17 protein-coding genes are annotated in these 18,161 nt (G+C 58.3%); 1 reads left to right on the top strand and 16 read right to left on the bottom strand.

The genetic code is table 11. The annotated features are described in order from the left end of the window. Positions 1–678: 678 nt before the first annotated feature. The 11 genes from YUU_RS0108395 to YUU_RS0108350 all read right to left on the bottom strand — a co-directional run bounded on the left by YUU_RS0108395 (position 679) and on the right by YUU_RS0108350 (position 11,608). The gene (locus tag YUU_RS0108395) at positions 679–2,130 is read right to left on the bottom strand and encodes a hypothetical protein (protein ID WP_027521988.1); all 1,452 of its coding nucleotides are present in this window, start codon (positions 2,128–2,130) and stop codon (positions 679–681) included. A 26-nt stretch (positions 2,131–2,156) separates the two neighbouring features. After that, positions 2,157–2,546, bottom strand: coding sequence for a plastocyanin/azurin family copper-binding protein (locus YUU_RS50345; RefSeq protein ID WP_051389656.1), 390 nt, complete (start codon positions 2,544–2,546; stop codon positions 2,157–2,159). A 15-nt stretch (positions 2,547–2,561) separates the two neighbouring features. Beyond that, entirely contained in the window at positions 2,562–3,209 is a 648-nt protein-coding gene (locus tag YUU_RS0108385) for a hypothetical protein (RefSeq protein ID WP_156944165.1), read from the bottom strand. A 4-nt stretch (positions 3,210–3,213) separates the two neighbouring features. After that, on the bottom strand, positions 3,214–3,882 hold the full coding sequence (locus tag YUU_RS0108380; RefSeq protein ID WP_198031715.1) for a cytochrome b/b6 domain-containing protein: 669 nt from the start codon (positions 3,880–3,882) through the stop codon (positions 3,214–3,216). A gap of 44 nt (positions 3,883–3,926) precedes the next feature. Continuing rightward, positions 3,927–4,421 (bottom strand): cytochrome c, encoded by a 495-nt coding sequence (locus YUU_RS50340; RefSeq protein ID WP_084801363.1) that lies wholly within the window; start codon positions 4,419–4,421, stop codon positions 3,927–3,929. A gap of 57 nt (positions 4,422–4,478) precedes the next feature. After that, a complete protein-coding gene (locus YUU_RS0108370; protein ID WP_035661651.1) occupies positions 4,479–5,813 on the bottom strand; it encodes a DUF1552 domain-containing protein in 1,335 nt (444 codons plus the stop codon). Positions 5,814–5,826: 13 nt separating this feature from the next. Continuing rightward, positions 5,827–7,479, bottom strand: a complete 1,653-nt coding sequence (locus YUU_RS50335) for a DUF1592 domain-containing protein (RefSeq protein WP_035661648.1) — start codon at positions 7,477–7,479, stop codon at positions 5,827–5,829. 99 nt (positions 7,480–7,578) lie between these two features. Further along, positions 7,579–7,860: an energy transducer TonB gene (locus YUU_RS62635; RefSeq protein WP_156944164.1), complete on the bottom strand. Its 282-nt coding sequence runs from the start codon at positions 7,858–7,860 to the stop codon at positions 7,579–7,581. Between the two features lie 493 nt (positions 7,861–8,353). After that, positions 8,354–8,749 carry a biopolymer transporter ExbD gene (locus tag YUU_RS0108360; RefSeq protein ID WP_027521984.1) on the bottom strand — a complete coding sequence of 132 codons (396 nt, stop codon included), beginning with the start codon at positions 8,747–8,749 and terminating at the stop codon, positions 8,354–8,356. A 2-nt stretch (positions 8,750–8,751) separates the two neighbouring features. After that, complete coding sequence (locus tag YUU_RS50325) at positions 8,752–9,435, bottom strand: MotA/TolQ/ExbB proton channel family protein (RefSeq protein ID WP_051389653.1); 684 nt, start codon at positions 9,433–9,435, stop codon at positions 8,752–8,754. Positions 9,436–9,463: 28 nt separating this feature from the next. Beyond that, the gene (locus YUU_RS0108350) at positions 9,464–11,608 is read right to left on the bottom strand and encodes a TonB-dependent receptor (RefSeq protein WP_084801362.1); all 2,145 of its coding nucleotides are present in this window, start codon (positions 11,606–11,608) and stop codon (positions 9,464–9,466) included. A 301-nt stretch (positions 11,609–11,909) separates the two neighbouring features. Between YUU_RS0108350 and YUU_RS58445 the strand changes: the two genes are divergently transcribed. Further along, a complete protein-coding gene (locus YUU_RS58445) occupies positions 11,910–12,227 on the top strand; it encodes a hypothetical protein (protein ID WP_156944163.1) in 318 nt (105 codons plus the stop codon). 727 nt (positions 12,228–12,954) lie between these two features. On the opposite strand, the gene YUU_RS0108340 is transcribed toward YUU_RS58445, so the two are convergent. The 5 genes from YUU_RS0108340 to phnF form a co-directional block, all read right to left on the bottom strand. Further along, positions 12,955–14,226: an extracellular solute-binding protein gene (locus YUU_RS0108340; protein ID WP_084801361.1), complete on the bottom strand. Its 1,272-nt coding sequence runs from the start codon at positions 14,224–14,226 to the stop codon at positions 12,955–12,957. After that, entirely contained in the window at positions 14,223–15,044 is an 822-nt protein-coding gene (locus tag YUU_RS0108335) for a carbohydrate ABC transporter permease (protein WP_245287969.1), read from the bottom strand. Before YUU_RS0108335 ends, YUU_RS0108340 begins: the two co-directional genes overlap by 4 nt. A gap of 8 nt (positions 15,045–15,052) precedes the next feature. Continuing rightward, positions 15,053–15,976, bottom strand: a complete 924-nt coding sequence (locus YUU_RS0108330) for a carbohydrate ABC transporter permease (RefSeq protein WP_027521980.1) — start codon at positions 15,974–15,976, stop codon at positions 15,053–15,055. Beyond that, on the bottom strand, positions 15,973–17,139 hold the full coding sequence (locus YUU_RS0108325; RefSeq protein ID WP_027521979.1) for an ABC transporter ATP-binding protein: 1,167 nt from the start codon (positions 17,137–17,139) through the stop codon (positions 15,973–15,975). The genes YUU_RS0108330 and YUU_RS0108325 overlap by 4 nt, the downstream gene beginning before the upstream one ends. A gap of 235 nt (positions 17,140–17,374) precedes the next feature. Then, entirely contained in the window at positions 17,375–18,130 is a 756-nt protein-coding gene (gene phnF / locus YUU_RS50320) for a phosphonate metabolism transcriptional regulator PhnF (protein WP_198031714.1), read from the bottom strand. Between the last annotated feature and the right edge of the window lie 31 nt (positions 18,131–18,161).

Raw genomic sequence — 18,161 nt, 5'->3', positions numbered from 1 at the left:
GACGGACGTTGGATGAGCCAGCCAACGATGGCGAGAAAACACGGGCTCTCCAGCAACAGCGCAGCGGCAAACGAGGCAGGCACCGCAGAGCGATCCTGTGGCAGGCTGAAAATGATCGGCCGCGGCAATGGTCATGAGGATTGCATCCTTACCAGGCTTACTTAGGAGCGAGCCCCGCCTGGACAACACCGACCTTGCGACATCCATGCGTGACAGCGAGCAGAGTCTGCGGCGTGGCCGCGCCAGCGCCTGCAATAGTGCTGGCTGCCTGCTCGCGGTTCGGCTCGCTGGCCTCTGGTAACTCGTCGATCGACATTCTTGAGGATCCATCTCAATGCATCCGCCGGCAAACAACATGACGACGATCTTCGGGTGGGGCAGGTCTTGCGCGGTGCCGCTTTGCGGGAGTTGGGATGCAACGGCTGTCGCCGGATCGCCCGCAGGGTGATGATGAATACCAGTAACGAAGCATGATGTCGATCATCGGGAAGATCTCTATGCGGCCTTTTCGCATCTCGAAATACCCCGTTGGTCAGTGTCCCACATTTGCGACGGTGTGGATCACTGGGCTGGACACGGCCTTTCCGCGGTGGTTACCGGAGGCGCATCGAGATGGTAGACCGCGGCGGACCGCCATTGTTGACCTGCTGTCGGGCGTGGCGCCCTTATTGGATTGCCCTACTCGTCAAGCTTGTCGATGCGGTTACCCTGGTCATCAATCGGGTTGCCGCTCTCGTCCATGCCCACGCCGTCCGGATAGTGCGGACGGTCCAGCGTCGTGAGGAAGAAATCTCTGCTGGGTAGATCTCTGATACGTCTCTCGAGACGGGGATAGGATGCTTCAATGTTACCTGGCGGGACATCCTGTGGAATGCGAGACTCGATGCCCTTGATGGTGTTGGCCTTGATGGCCTCAAAGGCGTTCTTTTGCCACAGGTCATAATCCTTTATCGGAATGTCCATCGGCTCGTCGGCGTCGACCACAAAAGCCGAAGAGATCTTGATACGATAAGCAGTGGAGATGCCGTCATATTGGCCGGTCTTCTCGTTATACATGCCATCGGCATTGCGGCGGAGCGCGAAGTAGAGCGCCAAATGATCCTGATGGTGCGAGGTGTCTTGCCCGCCGGCGTTAAACGGGAAAGTGGCCTCGGCATAAAGATCACGCCAGTTGCGGTATCCGCCGATCAGACCGGTGCCCCTTAAACCATCGGAGGCAATATTCAGGCGGATTATGCCATTGGCGAAGTTGGCGTCGCCGGTCTGATTAAAGTACCATGCGATACGTGGGGCGTGCAGATGTTCCACCTGTTCCGTCTCCACGACGCCGTTTTTTATCTTGGCTTTCAGCTTGGTGTACTGGTCTGATTTCGGAATACGATAGGAATAATCCGCCGCGATGCTGCCGCGAGCGCCTTTCACAATCTTGTCCGGTGAATAGCCGATCTCGACCGTGGCGTCACTGTCATTCATGGGGTCCTGGTTGCCGGAGATGCGCACAACCATAGTAAAAAGGCCGGACTGCATCTTATCATTGACTCGCAGACCGAACTCCGCGTTGCCGTTGCCGCGCCACGGCGCGTCGCAGCCCCAAGCGCGGTACAGAGAGTTGTCGATGCCCTTCTCGCCATCCGGACCGACAAAGTCATTGGCCCCGATCTGGCTGTCCAGATTGAAGCCGTCGGCGATGCGGCTGGTTACCTCCGGCTGCCCTGGATCGTCGGCGGCCCATGGATTGACGTAGGTTTCAATGCCGCGCTTATAGCCCCGATAAGAGATGGCGCGGTCCCAAATGTCTACCCTCACCATCGCAGGGTCCCGGACTTGGTCCAGCCCCGGAGGCGCAATGATCCAGTCGATCTCCTGCCGGGACCGCCATTTTTGGCGCGCGAGCGCGATCCTGGTCTGATCAGAATTGGCGAAGTGAATGGTGCTGCCATGCGGGCAGTCCACGCCCGGCTCGATTTCCGCGCCGCGCGTAAAGCCAGGGCGACCGCCGTAGCGGAAGGCATATTCATAGGCACTCACCACAAAGCCGCGAGTCCAGGAATCAGCCTTGGCGGGAAATGCGGCGCCGCCGATCAGGCCCACGACCGTCGTGCAAATGATGAGACGGTTTTTCACTACCATAACGCTACTCCTTCCAACGGTTGGATTTAGGAAACGACGACCGTTCCAACCATTCCCATCGCGTCGTGAAACTTGCAGAAATATTTGTAAGTCCCTTTTACCGTGAAGGTGTGGCTGAAGGTGGCGTCTTCCTCCATGTTGCCAGAGTCGAAAGGCGCCACGCCGACCGGCAGCGCGGCATCGAAAGCCGCGGTCGGCTGGGCGGGAACGAAGGTCACGGAGTGGGTGATGACGCCGGGATTGGTCCACTTCACCGTGTCGCCGACGCTGATATTGACGATCGCAGGCACGAACACGCTCTTGGGGTTGTTCTTCATGACCACCTCGACGGTCTTTCCTTCGGCCAGCGCGGGCGAGGCGACGATGACACCGAGACTGGCGAACATCTCGATACAGGCACGACGATGAATCTTCATTGAAGGTCCTTGCGGCTATTCCGGCGGAGAAACTTGATTGATCAAGAGGTCAGATACCGCTCTGGCTTCAAAAGCCAGGGGATCGGCGTCGTCCATCTGTCCCTTGTGAAGCACGATGTCGGCGCTCACTTCGAAATCGGTGATGCTCTTGGCGTCATCGGAAATGAATGTTGTGCCCGCGAAAGGACTCCAAGTCTTCCAGGCGGAGGAGGCGCTAGTCTTATAGCGCCAGGCGGGCCGGAAATATTCCATGCGGAAGCTGTAGCGTAGGCCTGCGGGATCGCGCTTGGGCACCGGTGCCGTGTCGCCCTTGGAGCGGGATTCAGCAAGTGTGAACCAGCTCGCCTTTTGCTCCATGGTCAGCTCGGCGGCGCGATAGGCGAGATACTTCTCGATGTCGTCGCGGCTAGTGAATTTGTGGCCGGCGACCACCAGGTGAAACCGGTCGGCGTCTTTCTTCTGCTTGGTGAACATCCCCGGCTTGGCCGGCGGCACCATGGGAAGCTTGTCGGAGGCTTGCGCGGGCTCGGTGGGCACCGGAGTGGCGGCGACAGGCGGCCGCTCCGCCGCGAAACTGATTCCCGCCGAAGCGCAGAGCGCCGCGAGAACAAAGCCGATACTACCACAACTGCGTTTCATACTTGCCTGCCTGCTCTTTTTCATTTCCTCAGAAATTGAAGCCTATCGACACCGCCCATACGAGGGCGGTGGCGATGACTCCGCCGACCGCAAATCGCCACAAGGGAGCAATTTTCATCTCAGCATCGCCCGCATTGCTTGGGCGCTTGCCGGAGATCATGGGCGTGACGAGATTTTGGCGTTTATAGATGAAGTAGAAGATCACCGCCGCGAGATGCAGCGCGATCACCCACAGAAGAATAGTGAACCAATAATAGTGCAGATGCGCGAGATGGCGGCCTTGCCTGAAGGTCACGTAGCTAGACAAGGGTCCCGAATAGAGCCCGTCCACATCGACCGCAAACAGGCCAAGAATCACCACGGCCAAGACCAGGCCCACCATCAGAACAATGCTGACCGCCCCTAGCGCGTTGTGGCCGTGGGTGTGGGGCGTATCACGCCAGTGCAGCGTGCTGGCATAGTCGAGGATAGCCTTCGGACCGCGCACGAAATTGGCAAACCGTGCGGTCGAGGAGCCAACCAGTCCCCAATAGAGACGCATCAGCACGATCCACAGGATCGCATAGCCGCTATAGAGATGATATTCGAGTTCATTGTGAAGGCCGGTCCACCAGCAAACGCCGATCCCGATCACCAGGAGCCAGTGCATGCCGCGCACTGGAAGGTCCCAGACTCCCAGGTCCGTCGTGTCGGCCAAGGTCGATTCCATACGGCTCAGCTCAGAGGAAGTCATAGACCGCTCTAGTCATCGTTTTCTTTTGCGTAGTCCGGCGAGCGATAGCTATCATGGCAGGCCTTGCAGGCCTTGCCCATCGCTTCCACTTGCGCCTTCAGTGCATTCGCGTCCTTGCTGATCGCAACCTGATTCAGCTTTGCTGCCTCGACCTGCGCCACTTTGCCCAACGTTACGAAATCATCATTGTTCTGCCAGAGTGCTGGCAGCCCATATGTCTTGGCTCCGGACTCAGGGCCGCTGCCCTTGGGAAACCAGTTCAGCAGATAGCCGCTGCGATCCTTGATCGTCTGAGCGTTAGGCAGGACCGTGTTGTCCCAATCAATCGTTCGCTTCTTCAGCTCGTCACTGATCGCCTTGAGTGCACCGCCCATGTCACGGAACTTGTCCTGGCGGGACTTGATTTGAGCGACCTCTGCCGGACCGGCAACGCTCTCCAACACGGCAAGACCAAATGCTACACACACTGCGGCGGCAACACAGCGAAAGCCCAACGCAAACATGCAAATAACAACTCCCTGGCCGAAGCACTCTAGATGTCATCGATTTGGCGAGCACCCTTACGCGAGCAAATCCGTGTAGGGCTGCTTGACCTCCATGGAGCCTTTGCCCCAGGCATCAAGCGACACGCCCAACGCCTTTTGGATTGTCAGGCCGACACGGGAAACCGTACTGCCGTCGCCTGCGACATGATAACCAGCCTTCATGCGGCCGCTGGCTCCACCAGCCACGAAGATCGGTAGGCCATCGACAGCGTGGATCTTGGCAAAGCTTTGGTCGGTAAAGGCAAAGACCAGACTATGGTCGAGAACCGTGCCGTCACCTTCTGAAACCGCATCGAGCTCCTTCAGGAGCATGGCGAACAATTGCATCATGTCGACATTGTACTGCGCAACCCGCGGCTGATAACCTAGGCCCGGATCGGTGGGCTCTTCATGCGTAGTCTGGTGATACCCGAGCGAGTCGCCAGGCACGAAGATTTGGGATGTCGGCTCAGAAATGCTGAGATTGAACACCCGCGTCTGGTCGGTGGCGAGCGCCAGAGCTCCAAGCCGCGCCATCAACGGCGTCACGTTGCGAAGGTTGGGAAGTGAATTGTTGCAGACCATCTCGGCGGGTGCGGAAGGAATGGTGACCTTGGCCTGGATTTCGGGACGCTGCAGTTCCGCGGCCAGCTGCAGTTCGGCTTCGCGCACGGAGGTAAAATACTGGTCCATGCGGGCGCGATCAGCGGGACCGAGGTTCTGCATGACCCGCTTGCGATTGTCCGCCACAACTGACAGCACGCTTTGTTGTATCAGGACTTGCGGATCCGGTTTCCAGTCCTCTTTGGTGGGATCCTGGAAGCCCGGCCCGAACAAGCGGGTATAAAGCGAGAGGGGCGACGGCTCGGCCGGCAGGGTGTTGGCGCCACCAAGGCTGGAATAGCTCTGCTTCGGATCGCCAGCGGAAGAAGCCGACACCGATTTGAAGCGGGCGCCGTGGGAGATGACGTCGGCGATCTGCTGGTCGATGGTCTTAGAATCGAATTCCTTATCCTTGGTGGGCGAAATGCCGGTGGCGGCGGCCGCCGCCCCCGACCAATGCTGGTAATTCGGATTGTCGTCGAGCGGAACGCGCAACCCACTGAACACGTTCAGCTTGGCGCGATAGGGCTCCAGTGGTTTCAACTGGGACGTCATCTCCCACTCTTTCCCGGCCGTCTTGGGAATCCACAGTTGCGAGGTCAGGCCCAAGCCAAAAAAGAATGTGTTGAAACGGGTGGGAAGCGGCTTTCCGGTCGCGGCCAGGGCCTCGCCCTTGCTGTCCAGGAAACAGTCCAGAAATGGGATGCCCATGACGGCCAGAGCGCCCTGGCATGTGCCGCGGAGCAGAAATCTGCGATCGATCTTCATGACGGGCTCCGATCTATTGGTCCGCGACGTTGGGCGCGGAGCTGGTTGTTTCGGGGGAAGGCGCAGGCGCGCTGAAGTAGTCCTTGTCGTCGACCAGGCTCTTCAGCAACGAACGCATCCGAAAACCGGAATCCGCGAAGGCCTGGTAGGCGGTCTTAACAGCGGAGGCGGGGACATCTTCGCTGTTCACACCGCGGGAATACGCATAGACCTTGCGTGCAAGACAGGCCGTGTATTTGGGATCGTCGTGCAGGAATTGGCCAAGCCCCGCGGCGCCGGCATAATGCTTGCCCTTTATCGTGGCCGAAAGATCGATAAACTTGCCATTCTCCATGGTACGGCGCTGACCGATCGTGTCAAAGCCCTCAAGAGTCAGCCCGATTGGATCGCTGTGATTGTGGCAGGAGGCGCAGGTCGGGTTAGCGGCATGCGCCATCAAGCGCTCGCGCACCGTTTTCAACGGGCCGCTGGTGTCATTGACCACCGAAAAATCCACATTGGCGGGCGGCGCAGGCGTGGGCTCGCAAAGGAAGATATCCATTACCGCCACGCCGCGCTTCGTGGGTGAACTGCGGCCGGGATGGGAGAACATGGCCAGCATGCTGGCCTGCGTGAGAATGCCGCTGCGACCTGAATCAGCGGCAAATTCATAGGGCATCCATTCGCCCTTGAATTGGAACGGCAGCTGATAGTCGGCGGCCAAATTGCGGTTGATGAAGGTCTTGCGCGTGGTCATCAGGTCGCGCATGTCGCCATTGGTATGCAATGCCAGATCGATGGCGGTCCGCAGGGTTTCCTCCTTCGCCGAGGCGGCAGTACCCGAGCTCCACTTGGGGTACAGGTTGCTGTCCTTAGACACCGTGTCGAAGTTGTCGAGCTCCAACATGTCGGTGAAGAAGGCCCGGATGCCGAGGTCCAGCCGTGGCGAGGCCATGAGGCGGTCGACCTGCTTGTCAAGCCCGGCGGGCGTATTCAGATCGCCCTTCTCGGCCGCTTGGAGCAACTCGGCGTCGGGCGTTGAATCCCACATCAGGTAACTGAGGCGCGTCGCCCGGCTATATGAGTCCAGCGCCCATTGCTTGTTGCCGGCCGGCACCGCAGTTTCCATGCGGAATACGAAATTGGGCGCCTGGAGCAAACTGGCCAGGCCATAGCGCAGGCCGGCATAGAAGTCGTTCTGCGACTCGGCGAGCCCGTGGCTCAGATCGACGGCGCTTTTGATTTCGTCCTCGATCAATGGCCGGCGGTACAGCATCCGTCCATAATGGCTCAGCACTTGTGCGGTGCAGGCATCATTGGGCTCTTTGGCCGACTTCGGCACGCAGGGAAGCTTGGCGCGATATTTCTCCCCCGTGACCTGGATAGCGATGCTGTCCGCCAGTTTGGTGAAGGATTCAAAGCCCACAGGCGTTACCGAAAGCACCGAGGTGCTGGCTGCCTGCAAGCCGCCAATGCGGATCGTCGGCTCGAAGAAGCCGCGCACTTCAATTTCGGTTCCGAAGATATCGGCAATGGAGTTGCGGTACTCTGCATGTGTCAGCCGCCTCATGCTCACGACTTCCGAATTGGCGCCGGACCGAGCTGAAGTGACGTCGGCAGCCGTCGCACCGGACGCCAACACTGTTAAGGATGAAAGGGAGATGGCAAGACTTCGGATGCGTCCCATTATACGGCCTCTCGGTAGACCACGCGCCCGTTTGCGGTTTTCCTTGCGCTCACACGTATCGCCCGCCCGTGCCTTCGCTCAATCATGGCGTCCCCGTCATCACATACCTGCCTTAAACTCGACGAAGATACTAAGGTGAAGCGTACGATGGCTCATCTCAGGCGGCGGAGGCGGATAATGCGCGCTCCTGATCGTAGCAAGTGCGGCCTGATCGAGAACCGCAGATCCGCTCGATTGGGACAAGCTGACCCCCGATACGCGCCCGTCCTGATAATCGAATGTCACGCGGGCACGACCATGCTGGCCGCTGGCGCGCGCAGACGCCGGATAGATCAATGCACTTTCGACGGCTTGCCGTAGTGCCCCTTGAAAACTCGACATCGCGCCAGCGCTCGGCGCCGCGCTTGCGGTCGCTTGTTGCTGCGCTGGGCGCGCGGCCGGTTTTCGCTGGACCTGCTGCGGTGGCTTTGCAGGCTTGGGGCGTACGACCGGCGCCTCCGCCTTCGGAGGTGGCGGAGCAGGTTCAGGTGGAGCAACGTCTGCCGGCGGAGGAGGGACCTCCGAGGGCGGTGGAGTAACCTGAGGATCTTCCGGTACCGGGGGAGCCTCTTCGGGCACCGGCCGAGTTTCCGCGACCATAGAAGGCGGATCCGGCGGAGCTTCGGCCGGCGCAGGTGGCGCGGCCACCAGCGAAATCTGCATGGTCGGCGCTGATGACTCGATCCGGGCCGGGCGTTGCGTGACCCAGCCGACGACGGCGAGAAAACAGAGGCCCTCCAGCAACAGCGCAGCGACAAACGAAGCGGGCAGTGCGGAGCGCTCCTGCAGTGGGCTGAAATGATCGACTGTCGCGATGGTCACAACGATTGCACTCCTACTTGGTTTCCTTCGCGGCTAGTCCCACCTGAACAATGCCGGCTTTGCGGCACGCATCCATCACTGCGAGAAGATTCTGGAGCGTGGCGGTTCCGGCTCCGGCAATGGTAACGGCAGCGTGCTCGCGGTCCGGCTCGCTGGCCAATTTTGTCGTCAGATCGTCAATAGTTAGTTTTTGCCCATCCGTCTCGATAGCGCCGTCGGCAAACAGGGTAACGACGATCTTTGGGTGGGGGAGATCCTGTGCAGTGCTGCTTTGCGGAAGCTGCGAGGCGATGCCGGTCGCCGGGATCATTCGCAACGTGATCATGATGAAGAACACCAGCAGGAATAGCATGATGTCGATCATCGGGATGATTTCTATGCGGCCCTTCCGCATCTCGAAATATCGCATTGTCAGGTCCCCGTATTCGCGACCGGGTGGATTGCAGGACCATGAGCACGCTTTTCTCCTGCAGCGATCCGAGGCGCATCGAGGCGGTTGACCATAGAGACCTTCAAAGTCTCGAGTTGATGAACGATAAGCCGCGTCCAGTTGTTCAGGCTGTTGAAACAAACGAGACCGACAATGGCGATGAGCAGACCGCATGCGGTCGCGATCAGAGCCTCGCCGACGCCACCGGTGATCTGCGTCGCTGCATTGCCTGCGTCGCCGAGAACTGCGAACGCCTTGACCATGCCAGCGATCGTGCCGAGAAGGCCTAGCAAAGGCGCGAGCGTCACGATGGTGTCGAGCAGCCACAAGCGGCTATCCAGCTTGGGGACTTGCCATAGGATTGCTTCCTCCAGCAGCTCGGACATCCGATGCGCATCCTTCAGCTCGGAATGGTGCAGCGGCACTTCCAGCAAGGCGCGATGCGGCAGCCGTGGCGATTTCTCGACGAGGTCTGCAAGCGTCCTCCGATCTAGATGCCCGAATTGCGAAACGGTGCTGGTGACGTGCTTTCCGCGACGTATGGTCCGGCCAAGATACCAGAAGCGATCGATAATCACGGTGAGCGCGATTAACAGTAGGATGGCCATAACATAGAGAATGCCGTCGGACTGCGCCGCGAGTTCGGAGAGACGATCCAGAGTCATGCTCAATTCCTTCGATGATGGTGTGGCGTCAGAACTGCACAGTCAGGCTGCTATAGATGTTCCGGCCGATCTGTGTATAGAACAGCGGTGTTACCGAAACGCCGGAATAGCCGGCGAAATCTACAATTGTACGACTGTCGAGGATATTGTTGATCCCGAATTTTGCGGTCACCGCCGCCAGATTGGGCAGAGGGTTTTTGACCTTGTACGTAACGGCCATGTCGAGCTGATTAAATGGTGATAGCGGTTGCTTTTGCCCGACGTCGCCGAACCGGGAACCTACCCATTTGTCCGTCAGCGAGGCGTGCCAGTTACCCTCTTCGTAAATCAGGCCGCCTGCAAGCGTCGCGTTGGGCGCCTCTTGAATCCATAGCCCGGTCTGGGTGCTCTTGGCACTGTTAAGGCTGCCATTGCCGAAAACGCTGAAGCCGTTGCCGACGTGAACCGTTCCTTCGAGTTCGATACCCTTGTAGATTGCGCCACCTTGGTTGAAGTAGTTAGCAATCCCGCCGATCGTCTGCGATGCGATCATGTTCTGGAAGTCGATGTAATAGACATCGCCAGCAAGCGTGAAGGTCTTACTCTGATAGCTCGTACCAACCTGATAGTTCCAGGTAGTTTGAGGTTGGACATTGGCGCTGCCGGGCAGAGCATTGGGTGGGGTCAAGAACCCTTCCGCGGCTTGGGCATAGACCGACCAATTAGGCGACAGCTTGTAGTTCGCTGCAAGCGACGGCAGTACCTTCGCCCAGGTCTGGTCATACTGCGCCACCCCGTGTGTGTTCGGATCTACCAACGATTCATAGCTGCGCTCGACATTGGCGTATTTGGCACCGGTCGTGATCGTCAGGCCAGGTAATGGCTTCCAATCTCCTTCTAGGTAAGGTTGAAATGTATTAAGCGTCATGTGTTGATCGTAGTTGGTGGATATGTATTGCTGCGCCAAAGTCATGTCGACCTTAAAGCTACCCCGATAGCTCGGCTGGTGCTCGGCCCATGCACCAAACTTCACGTCTCCGTCAGGCAGGTCTTTGGTGATCGCGACCACATCGCCATAGGAGCGGAAGTGTACTTGACCTAACGTGCCCGGCACGTCGCTGGCGCCGAACACCGTACCGGGACCGGAGTTATTACTGACATCCAGGCCATAGAACGAGGGGTGCTCCCTGTAGCCGTAGGTGTAGAGCTTCTGGTCAAGATGCCAGCCGTCGCCATAGTCAGACTTGAGGCCGAGGTACTCGAAGTCAGTCGTTAAAGTCCAGCGGTTGTAGCCCGCGTAGTTCTGCTGGTTCGGGGAGGAGGATAGTCCGTAGTTTGGGCCGTAGGCCTTGATCTGGGCGAGCGATGCACCCGAAAAATAATTTCGTAGGTCATTATTGTTGATCGAAACGAAAGTGAGGGTGGTATTGTCGCTGAGCGGCTGCACAAGCTTCAGCGCCACGTTTTCCCGCTCTTTGGCAACGTTGGTGAAATAGCCGTCGCTTTTCGTAAACTGCGTGTCAAGGAAGAACGAGGCACCGTTCGCGCTTTTGAGCTGACCGGAATCAAGCTGGATGCCGTAGAGCTGCGTATTGAAGCTGCCGTAGCCCGTGGTTGCCGTTGTAGCCAAGGACGACATTGGTGACTTGGTTTGGAGTCCCACCGTGCCACCGAACGTCGCATCGCCTACAGTCGACGCCGTGCCCGGACCCCGATCGACAGTGACCTGCCCGAGATCATTTGTCATGATGAAAGAGCCGCTGCGCTGGGTGAGGTTGAAGGCCCGAAGCGGAATTCCATCCAGCGTGACGTTGAATTGGCCGTTCTGGAAGCCGCGGATCGAGATCTTGGCATCATCTCCACCGCTTCCGCTCGGCTGAACCATCACGCTCGGCGCAACGTTGATGACACTGTCGAAGTTGGCGGTCGCCGGAATGTTGTTCTCGATGTAGTGCTTGTCGATAACGGAGGTCGGCTGCGTCACCGTCAACGGCGTTGTCGTTGGAGCTTGATACACGGCCGAATTGACATCGACAGCACTGTCGGATGTCTGGACAGTTCCGAGGTCTGTCGTCTGGGCGAGAGCACCTGTTGCTCCCGCCACCGGCGGAACGCTCGCAGCCAGCCAAAGCGCGGCATCGATGACGTACCGCCTCTTCTTCCGCCTGCCTGCGGTACTCGAAACTCGTCGCATTTATAACCCCTCCTGTTGCCCGTTTGGGCCACCTCATCGTCGGCGGCGCCCCATCTATTTGTTCTATAATTATAGGTTAGTTCAGACGGTTTTGTGACAGTCGGAAGATCATGCGCTTTTCTCTTGCTGAGTGCCCTGGTGCTGGTCGGTGCCGCTGCGGGATGGAATCGATTGCTAGTGCGATCGCAAGGCGAGGCCCTCGGCGCTTGGAGCCAATGCAATGGGCTTAGGGTCTAGCAATTGATGGCGCGCGAAAGCTGCGAATGCGCTCGTCTTTAGAGTTTGACGACGCGTCGCAGGAGTGCCTGCCGCATTATTTGGGCAGCAGGGCCCTAATATCGTCGGCAAGGCGCTCGAGCGCCGGAGCTGGAGCTTGCCGAAGCCTCATGACCTCGCCGACTCGACCCTCAATCATCACAATCCGCAGCGGCAGCTGAAACGGCTGTGGAACACCTTTGCTCAATTTTCCGGGGATGCGATTTCACGCGAGGTGGTGCCAAGTTCAGGCGTCCGCTATTCGAGTAAACTCGGCATGCGTGATTTCACTCTGCAAATGGGGCGCTGGCATCTTCGCTTTCCTTTCGCAATTCGTGTCGCAAAACGGTACTACGAAAAATGACCAAGAGATCACCAGAGTGATCACCTCCACCCAGTTTCCAGCCATACCCGTGGCGTATCCCAGTCCTTATCGTTTGGTGAACATCAGTGAATTATGCGGGCCCGCCGCGGTGGCGGCAATCGTCCTTGATCTCTCGATATTTGCGGATGAGCTATTGGAGATTTTCAACGTCGAATTTGGTCACCCCGATTTGCGAGTTTCCTTGGCACGGCCCAGATGTAGAGGAGAACGTTTTAAGGTTCGAGTTCGTAGGCGGATTTCGTGTAACCATTCTTGGTTCTGGCCGAGGTCCTTAGCGAAACGACTGATCGTGTAGAGTGGATTGGTTCTAACGGACGCGAGCCTGCGCAGCAGAGGCCGGCCACCCCACTAGGTTTTCAGCCGCTTCTGTGAACTCTTTCGCAATTTCGAGTGGCGGCTGTCGCAGACGTTACTGCGGGATCTGGCTGAAACCATCCTCGCTTCTCGCTGTTGACAATCTCGAGGCAATAGAGAAGAGATCGTCGACAGCTCTGTGACGGTAGAAGGGATCGCGCACTGTTTTTCCGGTTGGCGTGTGCTTACGGCTCCGCCGACTCTGAGGCATGACCGTCGGCGCAATTGGACCAGGAGTTTCACTCAGTCGTCCAAGTGGTTCGAATTCTCATAAGATCGCAGCGGGCGAAGTTGCGAAAGCGCGCCGCAACCTTCAACGATTGCCGACTCGAGTCGTCGGGAGTACCTACCATTATTTTGGAAGCAAGTTCCTGATTTCTTCGGCGAGACGATCGAGCGCCGGCGTTGGAAGTTGCCGAAGCCTCATGACCTCGCCTGCGCGATCCTCGATCATCACATCAATCCGGCCGCCGTTTTCGCCTGGGAAGGCGTACCAGCCTCGACTGTGCGCGACGGAATTCAGCGCCGCCTGCATATTCGGATGCGCCGCATGGTAGGTGGCGAGGGGACCAGGCCTAGCGATCGCGATTTCGTTGGCGGGAACATAGCCGGTCGTCGTTCCGACCACGCTTTGCCCTTCTGCCCCGGTTACAAATTTCATGAAACGCCATGCAACGGCTTGGCGGGCCGGGTCAGTCGTGTGCATGACGACTGTTATGCCGGCCGCCGGAAGCGAGGCGTCGCTTCCTGTCATCGGGAGCGGAGCCGTGCCGATTTCGAACCGGCCGGCCGCCTCGCTTTCAAATGATGCGAGGCTGCTGCTCGAATCCAGGAGGATCGCGGTCTGTCCTCCCGTGAACGCCTGCCGCGCCTGCGATGTGGTCATGTCAACCTTCGCCTGCCCGGCAGCACCGATGCGGCGTATCAATTGCATCGCCTCTTGGCCGGGACTGTCCGTAAAGGCGATCCGCGAGTCGTCGGAATTCATCATGGATCCGCCGAAGCAACCCACGAGGCCTTGAAATATGAATGAGTTGTATCGGGAGAAAAATCCGAGGACGTGGGTGTTTTCCGACTGGATTCGTGCGGCGACGTCGAGGATGCCATCCCAACTGCGCGGCAGCGAGTTGGCTCCCTCCTGAACCTTCGAAACGAGAGACTTGTTGTAAAAGATAATGGGAAAGGACATCCCGACGCCCAGACCATAGGTCGTCTTGCCAATACGGCCGGTCGACACCACCGAGGAAGAATAAAGTTCGGAGGTCCACGCCGGGTCGGTCTTGATAAAGCTGTCCAGCGGAATCAGCAAATCACGGTCTGAAAGTATGCGGAGATAGTTGGAGCCCTGAAAAGAGACGTCTGGCAAGTCGCCAAAGACCGCCATTCGGAGAGTCTGCCGCATTATTGCGAGCTGGTCGAACTGCGAGACGTCAAGATCGATGCGAACGTCAGGGTTCTCTTTTTCGAACGCGGATGCCAGTGCGCGAAATGTCTTTGAGAAGATCGAGGGTATCGCGGAAACGCGCAAGACAGACTGGGCATGGGCAATATTTGCGGTCAAAGCACTACCGAGGATAACCGCAGCAATCGAGCAGCGTAGACCCTTGATCTTCAGAACTTTCATTTGATGCTTCCGGCCGTGAGCCCTTCGATAAACCAACGCTGGGCCGCAAGAAAGGAAATGACCAGTGGTGCGACAACCACGGTAGCCCCTGCCATCAAGGGTCCGTAGTCATTGCCGGCTTCCGCATTGGCGAAGGTGACGATGCCGAGTGACGGAGGCATGAACTCTTGAGAGCGCACCACGAGGAGTGGCCAGAAGAGATCGTTCCAATGGCTAACAACCGAGACAATCGAAAAGGCGAGGACGGCAGGAAGCGACATCGGCAGCATGATTCGCCAGACGATGCTCAGCTCCGAGAGACCATCGAGGCGAGCCGCATGGACGATGTCGTCGGGGATAGACATAAAGAACTGGCGGAACAGGAAGATGCCGAAGGGTGAGACGACAAACGGGAAGATCAGCGCGGCATAAGTGTTGAAAATTCCGAGGCCGTAGCAGAGAATGAACAGCGGCAACGCTAGCACCTGATGCGGAATGAGCAGCCCGATCAGCACGAACCCGAACATAACCTGGCGACCGGCGAAACGAACTTTTGCGAGCGCATAGGCGGCCGGCGCGCAAATCATGATTTGCAGCAGAAGGATCGCCGCGCATACGATCACGCCATTCAGCATATATCTTGGCAACGGCGCTTCGGTGAGCGCCCTAGCGTAGTTTTCCACCGCAAACCAATGCTGCGGCAGCAGTGTGAAGCTCGACGAAAAGAGTTCGGCCGGCGGCTTGAGAGACAAACTCACCATCCAGACAAAGGGCGCTAGAACGAGAGAACCGGTCGTAAGCAATATAGCGTGGCGGACCGCGCCGGCCAGGATTTTCATAGGCAATGTCATGAGCGGGACGTCCGGCTGTTCACGACACGCGTCTGAAGCATTGCAAGAGCGATGACAATCACCAGAAAGATAACAGCGATAGCCGCCCCGTAGCCGGTTGTCAGATACTCAAAACTCTCTCGGTAGAGAGCGTACAGCAGCATGACAGACGCGTCGCCAGGCCCTCCCCGCGTCAGGATCTGGACAATATCGAAGGCCGCGAAAGCGCGCAGCGTCACGACGATAAGCACGAAGAGCGAGACCGGAGCTAGCGACGGCAGGGTCACGACCCGCAAGCGATCCAGCACCCCATCGGCGCCATCGATGTCGGCAGCGTCATAGAGATCCTGCGGAATGGCCTTGAGGCCCGCGAGAAACAGCACCAGTGCCAAGCCAAGACTTTGCCAGGTACCGATGATCGCGAGGATGGGCAACACGGTCGCCTCGCTGCGCAGCCAGTTGGCGGTCGGCAAACCGATCAACCCGAATACCTGATTGACCAGACCTATGGTCGGATGCAGCAGCGCCTCCCACACGATTGCCATGGCAGCAAGTGAGGTCATAAACGGCAAGAAGTGCACCGCGCGATAGAAGGCGCGCAGGCTCTTGCCGCTCTCGATCAGGAGAGCCAGGGAGAGCCCGAGAACCAGCGTGCTTGGCACAACCATGAGGACATATACGGCCGTGTTGAAGAGCGCCGCGCGGAACACCCTATCGGCGAACAGGCTTGTGAAGTTCGCCGCGCCAACGAATGACAGTGTCTTTGCTCCGAGATGCCAATCGGTCGTGGCAATCGCGAGAACGGCAGCTCCGGGCAGGATGAACAGCGCAAAGATGAGGACCAAAGCCGGCCCGGCTAGGGTATAGCCGGCAAGCGTTTCCGCAAATCCTGTTTCGACCCGTGAGCGTCGATCGACAACAGATGCCTGTTGCGCCTTCACTGTGCGTAGCTCCGAAGCGGTGTAACCCTAGCATCGCCTTCGGAAACTCGGCGCCCATCTGCGGAGAACAGCAACACCTGTTCGCGCCGAATCTGGAGATGCACAATTTGGTCGGATTGAAAGTTTGAGGCGAGTTCGACTGGAAGGCGCGCAACCAAAGGTTCGCTTGAGCCGGGGACGTCGACATGGGCAAAAAGATCGGCGCCAACGTGCTCGACATAGCGCAGCCGACCCGTCAATGTATTCAGGCCAGCCCACTCGGCGGGCTGCAGCGACTCTGGGCGGATACCAAGCGTGACGCTGCTTCCGGAATCCAGCTTATTGTCGACCGCAAGCGCAGACCCGGCAACAGTCAAGAGTCCCTCACTCCTCGCTGTGGCCTCGAGCAGGTTGATCTTGGGCGAGCCTATCAATTCGGCGACACGCCGATCGGCGGGACAGGCATAAATCTGCCGCGGCGACGCCACTTGTGCCAGTTGACCATTCAGCATGACCGCGATGCGATCGGACATGGTCATTGCTTCCGTCTGATCGTGAGTGACGTAGATGAAGGTTACGCCAAGACGACGATGCAGTTCCTTGATTTCGCCGCGCATCTGGACGCGCAACTTCGCGTCCAGATTGGAGAGCGGCTCGTCCATCAGAAACACTGCGGGATGGCGAACCATGGCCCGCCCGACGGCAACCCGTTGGCGTTGACCGCCGGAAAGTTGGCCAGGCTTGTGCGCGAGGAGATGATCGATCCCAAGCGCCTTCGCAGTGCGCACCACCTCCGTCTTGATCTCGGCGCTCACCGCGCAAGTTTTTGGAAGCAGAGCGCCGATGACAGGAAGTCGCTGCCAAGCCGAAAGCCGACGCATTTTCAGAGGCAGCGCCATATTTTCCGAGACAGTCATATGCGGGTAGAGCGCGTATGACTGAAACACCATCGCAACATCACGCTGTTTGGGGCGGAGGCGATCCACTTTGACTCCGGCAACCTCGATAGTCCCGCAATCCTGCTGCTCGAGCCCCGCGATGATTCTTAGAAGGGTGGATTTACCACACCCCGACGGACCCAGCAGGGTCAGAAACTCCCCATCGCGAATGTCGAGCGAAATCCCGTTGAGGATGGGAGCGGAGTCGAACGATTTAGAAATTCCGTGGATTGATACGCCTGCCAAAGCATTCCTCATCATCTGGGTCGCCATTGGCGATTATGATTATAGAACCATTGACGCATGACGGTTTGATGACGGAAGTATTGCAACTCCGCAGGGCCGGACGCCCGGCTTTACCGCCGGACATGACTTCGCCCCAGGCTATGCGGTCTCGTCGAGCGCTTGAGACCGGCGGTACTCGCGCCCGGTCTGGCGAGGATTTGTCCGGGCCGGCGCGAGCCTTGCCAATCGCGAGGCATCAAATGTCCACGAGTAAGCTCACGCGGCCGGCGCTGTAGCAAGTTTCGGCATACACGACAGGGGTATCCTTGCTGTCGACCTGAACGACTTCAGTCATAAGAACGTAAGCGCTCATCGGCATTTTCAGATGCGCTGCCTCTTCGCGGCTCGGTGGTCGCGCGCGAATTCGGATCGTTTTGCGCCGAAAATCTTTCACGCCGATGGACTTGAATATCTTGCCGAAAGAAAAGTCCTCCGTCGGGCCCTTACCGATTGCCTGGAATGCTGTCTCAACATTCGGCATGCGCTGCAGCGGAAAATAGTTGTAGTTATAGTTGACCGGAAATCCATCCGCTTCGCCGAGCAGGGTCACGAAGAGAACTGGGCTGCCGGGCTTGATTTGGAGCGGCGTAGCGATCTCTAGTGGAGCCCGAATTCTTTCGACCGCGATAACTGTACGTGAAGGCGCGCGATTGCCATCACGAAGGTTCTGTTCGAACCAACTTCTGGCACCGAGACGCAATTCAATGGGATTTACGACGGCGAAGGCTCCCCGCGCACGCTCGATCCTCACAAAACCCTCCGTTTCCAGATGTGAGATCGCCTTGAGCACGGTGTGTCGATTTACGCTGAAACGTGCTGCAAGCGACTCACTGGAAGGTAGGCGCTCGCCCGCCGCGAAAGCGCCACTTGCAATATCCTCGGCGAGGGCATCCCCGACCTGTCGCCACAGGCTAATACCCGCCCGCTCAATCCGATTTGAATTTTCCTTCACCGCTGAGCTTCCCTTGCTGTGCACAGAACGG

The organism is Bradyrhizobium sp. Ec3.3, assembly GCF_000472925.1.
Taxonomy (GTDB): Bacteria; Pseudomonadota; Alphaproteobacteria; order Rhizobiales; family Xanthobacteraceae; genus Bradyrhizobium.
This window is presented reverse-complemented; position numbering and strand designations above follow the sequence as displayed.

Coding starts and splice junctions, on each gene's coding strand:
- YUU_RS0108395 (WP_027521988.1), bottom strand. CDS start 2,130: ATGGTAGTGAAAAACCGTCTCATCATTTGCACGACGGTCGTGGGCCTG.
- YUU_RS50345 (WP_051389656.1), bottom strand. CDS start 2,546: ATGAAGATTCATCGTCGTGCCTGTATCGAGATGTTCGCCAGTCTCGGT.
- YUU_RS0108385 (WP_156944165.1), bottom strand. CDS start 3,209: ATGAAAAAGAGCAGGCAGGCAAGTATGAAACGCAGTTGTGGTAGTATC.
- YUU_RS50340 (WP_084801363.1), bottom strand. CDS start 4,421: ATGTTTGCGTTGGGCTTTCGCTGTGTTGCCGCCGCAGTGTGTGTAGCA.
- YUU_RS0108370 (WP_035661651.1), bottom strand. CDS start 5,813: ATGAAGATCGATCGCAGATTTCTGCTCCGCGGCACATGCCAGGGCGCT.
- YUU_RS50335 (WP_035661648.1), bottom strand. CDS start 7,479: ATGGGACGCATCCGAAGTCTTGCCATCTCCCTTTCATCCTTAACAGTG.
- YUU_RS62635 (WP_156944164.1), bottom strand. CDS start 7,860: ATGTCGAGTTTTCAAGGGGCACTACGGCAAGCCGTCGAAAGTGCATTG.
- YUU_RS0108360 (WP_027521984.1), bottom strand. CDS start 8,749: ATGCGATATTTCGAGATGCGGAAGGGCCGCATAGAAATCATCCCGATG.
- YUU_RS50325 (WP_051389653.1), bottom strand. CDS start 9,435: ATGACTCTGGATCGTCTCTCCGAACTCGCGGCGCAGTCCGACGGCATT.
- YUU_RS0108350 (WP_084801362.1), bottom strand. CDS start 11,608: ATGCGACGAGTTTCGAGTACCGCAGGCAGGCGGAAGAAGAGGCGGTAC.
- YUU_RS0108340 (WP_084801361.1), bottom strand. CDS start 14,226: ATGAAAGTTCTGAAGATCAAGGGTCTACGCTGCTCGATTGCTGCGGTT.
- YUU_RS0108335 (WP_245287969.1), bottom strand. CDS start 15,044: ATGAAAATCCTGGCCGGCGCGGTCCGCCACGCTATATTGCTTACGACC.